5 protein-coding genes are annotated in these 9,225 nt (G+C 58.4%); all 5 read right to left on the bottom strand.

The genetic code is table 11. The features are described 5' to 3' along the window. Window positions 1-131 precede the first annotated feature (131 nt). The gene (locus QVP03_RS05255; protein ID WP_022332518.1) at window positions 132-1,028 is read right to left on the bottom strand and encodes a glycerophosphodiester phosphodiesterase family protein; all 897 of its coding nucleotides are present in this window, start codon (window positions 1,026-1,028) and stop codon (window positions 132-134) included. An 88-nt stretch (window positions 1,029-1,116) separates the two neighbouring features. Continuing rightward, on the bottom strand, window positions 1,117-2,292 hold the full coding sequence (locus tag QVP03_RS05250) for an FN3 domain-containing metallophosphoesterase family protein (protein WP_022332517.1): 1,176 nt from the start codon (window positions 2,290-2,292) through the stop codon (window positions 1,117-1,119). 55 nt (window positions 2,293-2,347) lie between these two features. Next, the gene (locus QVP03_RS05245; protein WP_022332516.1) at window positions 2,348-3,937 is read right to left on the bottom strand and encodes a calcineurin-like phosphoesterase C-terminal domain-containing protein; all 1,590 of its coding nucleotides are present in this window, start codon (window positions 3,935-3,937) and stop codon (window positions 2,348-2,350) included. Window positions 3,938-4,012: 75 nt separating this feature from the next. Next, a complete protein-coding gene (locus QVP03_RS05240; RefSeq protein WP_022332515.1) occupies window positions 4,013-5,782 on the bottom strand; it encodes a RagB/SusD family nutrient uptake outer membrane protein in 1,770 nt (589 codons plus the stop codon). Window positions 5,783-5,795: 13 nt separating this feature from the next. Next, on the bottom strand, window positions 5,796-9,104 hold the full coding sequence (locus tag QVP03_RS05235) for a SusC/RagA family TonB-linked outer membrane protein (RefSeq protein ID WP_022332514.1): 3,309 nt from the start codon (window positions 9,102-9,104) through the stop codon (window positions 5,796-5,798). Window positions 9,105-9,225: the final 121 nt, after the last annotated feature.

The raw sequence follows: 9,225 nt of genomic DNA, 5'->3' as shown, positions 1-9,225 counted from the left end.
AGGGAAAGAGCGACATGCCCATGTAGATCGTGCCGTCCATGTCGAGTGCCACGTGCCGGATGCGGCGCAGGCGTTCCATCAGCTCGTCGTGCGTGTAGACCGAGCGGTATTTTTCGAATGCAGCCATTTGTTTACTTGCGGTTGAGATCGAGGTTCTGGAATAAGTAGGGGTAGTCGGTTTCGATGACGTCGCAACCCGTCGGGATTTCGAGCTCGTAGCCCTGTATTTTCTGCGCGTCGGTGGCCCTGCGGTCGTGCGTCGGGGCGAGCGAGATCATGCACATCACTCCGTTGCGGTGCAGGTTGTCGTAAAGCTCCTGCTGGTCGGGCAGCATCATCGTGCCGACGTAGGCCATCACCTGCGACCAGGGAATCCGCTCCCCGACATACTCGTTGAACTCCTTCATGTTCTTGCACCAGCACGAGAACATCGCCTGCGGGTCGCGGTCGAGATACGTGCGCGCCTGTTTGGCGTTGCGCACGGTATACATCACGTTGGCCGGTGCCAGGCGGTTGATGAATTGCGACATCACTTCGAGCGGGACGTCCTTGATGTCGAGGTTGAGGATCGTCTTGCCCTGGCTCCAGGCGATGCACTCCTCGAGGGTGGGGATCTTGTAGGTCGTGACGTTACCTTCGCGATCCTTGAGGAAGAACTGCTGCAACTCCGCGTAGGTGTAGTCCGAAACCTTGCCCGTGCCGGTCGTGGTACGGTCGATCGTGGCGTCGTGCATCAGCACGATCACGCTGTCTTTGGTCATGCGCGGGTCGATCTCGAAGAACGAGGGCATCATCGTGAGCGTCTTTTCGAACGACTCGATGCAGTTTTCGGGGAATCCCGTCACCATGCCGCCGCGGTGGCCGCTGATGACGACCGGCCGCTCGGGCGAATAGCGGAACCACTCGTGCAGCTGTGCGCGGTCTTTGATGTCGATGTAGTAGGGCCCTTCGGCCTTTTGCCCGCCCGGGGCGCATCCGAGCAGCAGGGCGGCGGTGGCGAAGGCGGTCAGTAGTCTGGATGTTTTCATAGTGTGTTTTATTGGTTCTCTGCGGTTTGTTCCAAGAGCAAAGGCGCCCGGAAGCGCCTTTGTCCCTGTTCTGTTTCCTTTCAGGCGGTTACTTGTCGATCCGGTGGCGTTTGATGACCTCGCCGCCCGTGTTCACGACGTCGATGTCGATTCCCCTGCGGTCGGCCTTCACCACGAGCTTGTCCCGGTTCGAATTTACGAGGATCGGGAAGTTCGTGCCCCGGCTCCCGTCGTCTATCCACTGGTAGCGGTGGTAGTGCCCGCATAGCATGATGTCGACCGAAGCTTCGTTGAGGATCGGTACGAACAATCTGCGGATCTCCTGTTCGCCGTGCCAGCTGCTTTTCCCGCCCGGGATCATGTGCAGCACGACGATGTGCAGGGGTGCCGCGCGGTATTCCTCGCTTTCGACCACGCCCTTCAGCCAGCGGGCTTCCTGTTCGCGGTAGGCGTCGGTGGTCGACAACCCGTAATAGCGGATGTCGCTGTCGGGTTTGTCCTCGCCGCAGTCCAGCACGACGAAATAGGCCGGCCCCTGCCGGAACGTGTAGTATACCTCGCCCGTGGAGGTCGGGAAGTAGTCGAGGAAACTCGGGGAGAAAGAGCCGCGGTTCTCGTGGTTGCCGCGCGTGGCGAAGATCGGGATTCCCGCGGGCGTCAGCAATTCGGCGGCCGAATTGAGATACCCCTCGAAAAGCTGCTTCTCCGACTCCATCGAAGTGAGCATGTCGCCGTTGAAGCAGACGAAATCGGGTTTGGCCTTTTCGGCACCTTCCAGCAGCAACCGGAAGATCGAATCCTGGGCGTGAATGTCGTTCACAACCCAGAATTCGGTTTGATCCTTCTTTTCGTCGAGCGTAGTGGCCGTATAGGGCTTGTGTTTGAGGATGTCGCTCCCGTAACCTTCGCCCAGGACTACCCGCTTGTTGCCTTCGTCGCAGAGCACGCCCTGCTGCATGATGCGGTAACGGTAGGTCGTCCCCGGAGCCAGCCCCTCCACGCGTACGCGGTGCAGGCGGCCTATGCGGCGTTTGCCGATGTGCGAATCGTAATATTTCGGCCGCTCGGCGGCGTAGAAATGCGATCCGTCGTCAGGAGCGACTTCGACCCACGATGCGGCATTGATGGTCGTCGTCCACACGACGGTGAAACCGTCGTCGGTGACCTGTTGCAGGTAGGGCCCGTGGGCAATGCGTACCGAGGGCTGTCCGATGGCAATGCCCCAGGCCGATAGGGCGACGAGTATCGAGATCAGTCGTTTCATTTTGTTTTTGCTTTTGAATCGCAATTCACAAAGTTACGAATTTTTCCGTAATAACCTACTCGCCGACCGGGAAATCCTCGGCAAGGCCCGTGGTGAATTTCGTTTGCGTGAAGGTCGTGCCGAACCGATCTGTGGCACGCACTTCGACCGACGCTGTCGGTGACTGAAGCGTGTAGTAGTACAGGTGGCGGACGTTGCGCTGGTAGTAGCTCGTGGGTTTCTTATTGCTGTCCAGTTCGGCCTTGCCTACTACGCCGATGTGGTAACCCAGTGCCCAGGCATCCCAGGACTTGTCCTTTTCATTGCCTGTGTAGTCGAAATGCGTCATTTCCCCTGTTTTTATGCCATTCTCGTATACTTCGATTTTCCAGTCCTTGTCGGCGTTCCAGACATTGGCTACGATCTGGTCGTCGCCCTTGTAATAGAACTGGTAGTTTTTCGAGTAATCACGCATGAAGATGTCGTTGGCGCGGTAGAGCCGTATCTGCTGCTGGGCATCGAGCCCCGTGCCCTTGTATACCCAGTCGGTAATCGTGGCGCCCTTGATGTTGTAGATGGCGTAGCCGTTGGGCGTGCCGTCGACGTTGATCGTGGAGTTCCACCATGCGCCGCAGGCCGCGCCATGCACGTGTTCGTAGTGGCTGTCGTAGACGTTGTTCTCGGCGTAGTGCGTGTGCCCCGACATGACGTGCACCTCGGCGAACGGCTTGAGCAGTTCGAATACCGCTTGTACGTTCTGGTTGCCGCTGGCGCGCATGGGAATGTGTACGCAGAGGATCACCATTTTGTCTTTCGAAACATAACTCAGATCCTGTCGGAGCCATTCGACCTGGTCGTCGCGGAATCCGAGCGAATAATCCTTGTGGCTCGGGAAAATGATGTTGTCCATGGCGATGATGTGCACGTTGCCGCGGTCGAACGAATAGTTCACGGGGCCGAAGATGTATTCGAAATTCCGCTGTGCGGCGATGTCGTGTGCGACGGTGTAGTTATCCTTGCTGACGGCGATCACCTTGTTATCGTGGTTGCCCATCACCTGGAAGAGCGGCAGCCCGACCTTGTCCGTCTGCATGGCCTTTTTCATCAGCGGGAATACGTCGTTCGTGTAGTCCGTATTCTCGGTGTTCCACCCTATGTCGCCCAGCGTGATGCCGTACGAGGGCAGCGCCGAGGCTGCGACCTGTGCGGCGATGTCGGGCACCGTCTCGTTGTTGAAACGTGCGATGTTGGTCGTGTTCTGGCACTGGGGGTCGGCCACGCAGAAGAGGTTGAACTCGTTTTCGGCACCTCCGGCCAGCGGGGTCAGCGTGAAGTCGTAGCGCTTGCGCCCTTCGGTCAGTTTCTGCCAGAAGCAGGGCAGCCCTTCGGACACGGGTACCTCGTATGCCGCGGGGATCGAAAGGTACACATGATAGGAGAATTCCCCGGCCGTAAGCTGGTATACGCCGTTCTCGTCGGTGGCTGTGCAGGTGTATCCGTCGCTTACGACGATTCCCTGAAGTCGGTTCCCCTGGTTGTCGGTCACCACGCCGTAGATGTCGGTCAGCGGATCTATGGGGGTCTTTACCGGGCGGTCGTCGTCATTCGAACACCCGGAAAAGATCAGGGCAGTGAGCGCGGCGATGATAAATATGTATCGTTTCATTGTATGCTGAATTAAGGTTTGTGTCGGGATGCGCGCCCCGGGAAAATATCGCTCCGGGGCACGTTTCCTCCCTGTTTATCTCCAGTAATAGTTTTGTCCCAGGTCGGGGTTGATGTTCAGTGCCGTCTTGGGGATGGGGCGCAGGTAGCGCTTTTCCTCGAAGTTGCGGCCCACGGTATAGAGCAGGCGTCCGGTCGTGCCGTTCTCCAGCGAGTATTTGCTGTTGTCGAGTATGATGTACGTTACACCGGGTTCGTTGCCGGCTTCGCCCGAAGTCACGCAGACGTCGTTGATGCCGTCGCCGTTGAGGTCGTAGGAAGTGTCCATGGCCGGGATGTAGATGCCGTACCACTGCTTGTTCAGCAGTTCGCCCGCATGCCAGCGCATCAGGTCGTCGTAACGGAACCCTTCCAGCAGCAACTCGATGGCACGCTCGCGGCGGATTTCGAGCAGGTCGCTGTCGCTCAGCCCGTAGTACTGTTGCAGATAGGGGTCTGCCGACGTCGGGCGCTTGCCGTCGACGCCTGCGCGCTCACGCAGCGGCTTGATGGTCTTGTTCCAGATGTCGTCGCTGAATTCGCCCAGTTCGGCCTTCGCCTCGGCGTAGTTGAGCAGCACCTCGGCGTAACGCATGATGGGCAGCGAGTTGTAGGAAACCGATGCCGACTCGTATGCCTTGTCGTCGATGTTGAACTTGATGACCTGGTAGCCGGTCAGCGTCACCGTGAAATCGGGGGGTGTTGCGGTCGAGATGCCGCCCACCAGCTTCGTGTAGCCCGGCGTGATGATGCTCTGCGAGAGCCGGTAGTCGCGGTTTTCGACTTCGGTCGTGAACTCCTCGCCGGTGGCCGTGTGGCGCGAGCCGTCCAGGTTGAGGTAGGTCTTCACGAAATCCTGGTCGAGCGACCAGCGCTGTCCGTAGCTGCCCGACGTGTAACGCCACGTAAGGTCGTGGAACGTGGTCATGCCGACGCTCATCTGGCGAGCCCAGATCACTTCGGTCGTGTTGACGGCCTCCTGTGTGAAGAGCTCCCGGTACTGGGTCTTGACCTTGGCAGGGTTGTTCACGATGCTGTATACGCCGGCTGCCATCAGTTCCTCGCAGGCCTCGGCGCATTCGCGCAGGAATTTCGCCGAAGCCTGCTTGTCTTCCCATGCCTTGCCCGTCGACGGGGCTACCGAATGGTATTTGCGGTAGGTACCTTCGAACAGGCACACGCGGGCCTTGTAAGCCAGGGCGATGTACCGGTTGATGCGGGCGCAGTTGATCCAGTCCGACGACGTGTAGCAGTGCTCGCAGGCGAAGTTCAGGTCTTCGAGCACGCGCTCCATGACGTATTCGCGGCTGTCGCGCGGTTTGTAGAGCGCCACCATGTCTTCGGGGTCGATCGGTTCGTCGTACCAGGGTACGGCACCGAAGGTCTTGACCTTCTCGAAATACTGCCATGCGCGCCAGAAACGGGCTGTGCCTTCGTAGTGGTTGTAGGTAGCTTCGGAGAGCCCCTTCGCCTCGCGCATGTGCACCAGGAAATAGTTGATGTTGTAGATCGGCGTCCAGTTACTGATCGACCAGCCGCTCTGCAGGTCGGGTGTCCACGAAGCGTTGGTCAGGAACGTGAACGACTTTTCGGTAGCCATGATGTCCGAGTATCCGTCGCCGTAACCCAGGTCTGCTGCGCTGGGGGTGTATTTCTGGATGAACCCGTTGATATAGGTCAGCAGAGAGCCTTCGTCCGTGAAATAATCCCCGGATCCGACCTTGGCGTCGGGATCCCTGTTAAGGAAATCCTCGCAGGACGTGAGCAGGAAACAGGCCGAAAGCAGAATGTATGTTATCTTTTTCATTGTCGTCCGTAATTTAGAAAGTTATGCTCAAACCGATCGTGTACGATTTCATGACGGGATAACCGTCGCCGTCGCCGAAGTTGTCGCTACCGAACTTGTTGGTTCCGTAGTCCGCATCGCCGGCGTAGATACCTTCCGGGTCGTAGTTCTTCGCGTACTTCTTGAGCGGTGAGAAGGTCAGGAGGTTCTCGCCCGACACATAGATCTTGAGTGCCTGGAGGCCGATCTTGTTGACCAGCTCCTTGGGGAAGTTGTAGTCGATGGTGAGGTTCTTCAGGCGGATGTACGAAGCGTCCTGCACGTAGCGCGTGTTGGGCTGCGCGAGGATCAGGCCCGAGTCGCTGGCCGAATAGCCGACCAGGCGCGGCCAGTAGGCGCCGCGGTTGGTCGGTGACCAGCGGTCGCTGTTATGCCACGGGAGTGCCATGCTGTACGGGCGGCCGTACTGTCCCCAGAAATAACCCGACTCCTTGGCCGGATACCAGTCGCGTTTGCCGACGCCCTGCCACATCATGCTGATGCCGATGCCGTTCCAGCGCACGCCGCCCTGGATGCTGTAACTGTAGCGGGGCGTGGTGTTGCCGATCTTCACCAGGTCGCCGTGGTCGTAGATCGTGTTGTTGCCGTTGTTGACGTATCCGTCGCCGTTCAGGTCGAGGTAGCGCGGGTCGCCGGCCTGCCAGGTCGCCGAACGGTTGGTGAACTTCGAATAGTTGGCCCATGTCTGCGCCTCTTCGTCGCTCTGGAACAGCCCGTCGCACTTGTAGCCCCACATTTCGCCGAGGGTCATCCCCTCGTAATAGTTGATCGAGTAGTTGGTCGGGAGCGTGCCAGTTTTGGCCGTATAGCGGGTGATCTTGCTGGTGTTGTCCCATACGGCGACTTTAATATTGTAGCTCAGGGTCTTGCCCGCAACCTTGTGGCTGTCGCGCCACGACAGGCTGGCCTCCCACCCGTCGGTGCGCATGTCGGCGTAGTTACCCTTGGGGGCGCTGTTGCCGAATACGGCAGGCAGCTCTTCGCCCACCACATACATGTCGGTTGTCTTCTTGCGGTAGATGTCGGCCGAGAAGTTCAGGCGGCCGTTGAATGCCTCGAAATCCAGGCCGAGGTCATAGGTCGTGGCCTTTTCCCATGTCAGGCTCTTGGGAATCGGGGAGGGTGCCTGCGTGTAGTTGAACACCGAACCGTTGTTCAGCAGGCTCGACTGTGCGATCGACATCGTGGAGAGGTAGGCGTAGGCATCGCTGATGAGGCCGTTGCCCGCCGAACCGACCGATGCGCGGATCTTCAGGTTGTCGAGCCAGTTGGCGTTTTTCATGAAGTTCTCTTCCGAGATGCGCCATCCCACCGAACCCGAGGGGAAGAATCCCCAACGCTGGTTGGACGGGAACTTGGAGTTGCCGTCGTAACGGCCGCTGGCTTCCAATAGGTATTTCCCTTTGTACGAGTAGCTTACGCGGTAGAATGCGCCGACCAGTCCCCAGTCGTAGCTGCCGTTGTCCTTCAGGGTCATCGCTTCGCCTTCCAGCAGGCTGAAATTGGGCTTGCCGGGGATGATGATGCCTTCGCGGCTCATCAGGTTGCTCTTGTAGGTATAATCTTCGATGTTCCAACCGCCCATGATACTCAGCGAGTGGTTGTCGCCCAGGCGGGGCGTGTAGGTCAGCGTGGCGCTCGAAGCGACTTTCTGGCGGTTGTAGGAGCGCTCTTCGTAGAGCGAGCCCGAGGGGCGTTCGCCCGAACTGTCGGGCCCCGTGTAGTAGGTGTAGCTGTTCACGGCCTGCCGGCGGTCGGTCTGGTTGAAATAGAAGCTCACGTCGGCGGCGGCGACCAGCACGTCCTTCAACAGGTCGATCGTGACCGCCGTGCGGTTGTTCATGTCGAACTTGCGGTCTTTACGCCACGAGTTGCCCTCGACGAAGCCTGCCCAGCCCGTGTATACGGCCGCTTCCGTCCACGTGCCGTCGGGATTGGTGACCAGGGCTACGGGGTAAGCCTGGTGGTTGAGCATGCGCGATACCGTCATCGGCGTTGTGGAGATGCCCGTGTGGCTCGTCGGCTGGTGCGAATAGCGGTACATGAAGTCGGTGGTGTTCTCCACGCGCAGCCACGGCTTTACGTTGACGATGCCTTTGGCTTTGACGTTGAACTGCTGGTATTTCTCGTCGCCGGCGTTGTAGATGCCGTCCTGCTCGAACATACGGCCCGAGACGTAGTACGATGCCACGTCACCGCCGCCTGTCACGCTGATGTTGTGCTGGTGTCCGGTCGTATAGTCCTTGTAGAATACGTCGTACCAGTTGGTGTTGCCGAAGTATTCGTAGACGTTGCGGTTGTTGACGCGCCATTTCTCATACGAGGGGTCGCTGTTGCGGCGTGCCAGTTCGTTGTACCAGGTGCGCGAGAATTTGAATACGTTGTTGATGTTCGAGGGATCCTTGCCGAATGCGTTGACGTAGGATTCCAGGAACGAGGTGGTATAATCGTAGCCGTTGGTGACCATCTCGGGTTTGGTGGCGCGCTTGTAGAAGGTAAAGGTGCCGTTGTAAGTCACCTTGGCGCTGCCTTTCTGAGGCTTTTTGGTGGTAAGGAGGATCACGCCGAAGGTGCCGCGGGCGCCGTATACGGCGGTCGAAGAGGCGTCCTTGAGCACCGTGATCGACTCGATGTCGTCCGGGTTCACGGTCGACATGTCGGTTTCGACGCCGTCGACCATCACCAGGGCCGAACCGCCTGAACCGATCGAGTTCTCCGCGCCGCGGATGCGCACCGTCGCGCCGCGGTTGGGCTTACCGTCGGAAAAGGTCATCGTAAGGCCGGGGATGGCGCCCTGCAACGAGCGCGAAATGCTCATCGACGAACCCATGCGCTCTTCGAGCCCCTTTGTCGAAAGGGTTTCGACGGCGCCTACGATGTCGCGGCGCTTCTGTACGCCGTAGCCGACGACGACGACCTCTTCGAGGCTGGTGTTGTCTTCGCTCATGGTGACGTCGATGGTGGATTGGTTGTTGACGTGGATTGTCTGGGGTTTGTAGCCCACATAGCTGAAATTCAGGCTCTCTGAATTGTCAGCATTGATCGTGTATGTACCGTTGGCATCGGTAGTCGTGCCTTTCGTGGTACCGGGGACGGTGACGGTGACACCTATGAGTGGATTTCCCGTGTCGTCTTTAACGATACCCGAGACGGCCTTCCCCCCCCCTTGTGCCGAGGCCGGGAGCGCAAATGTCACATATAAAAGAATAACCGTCAGGAGCCTGATGTACGAGCGTATTTTGCCCAGTACGTCAAGTCCGGTCAGCGTGTAACATTGTTTCATTTTACATCAGTTTAAGTTATCAATCGGTTCGTTGCCGGATCCCATACCTATTATTATATAAGGCCGGGTTTTTCCGGGGATTTCGGCTGGTTGCAAGTCATTCCCGATATAACTTCTGCTG

Origin of the sequence: Alistipes sp. CAG:29 (assembly GCF_000435435.1) — a bacterium.
Lineage (GTDB): Bacteria > Bacteroidota > Bacteroidia > Bacteroidales > Rikenellaceae > Alistipes > Alistipes onderdonkii.
This window is presented reverse-complemented; position numbering and strand designations above follow the sequence as displayed.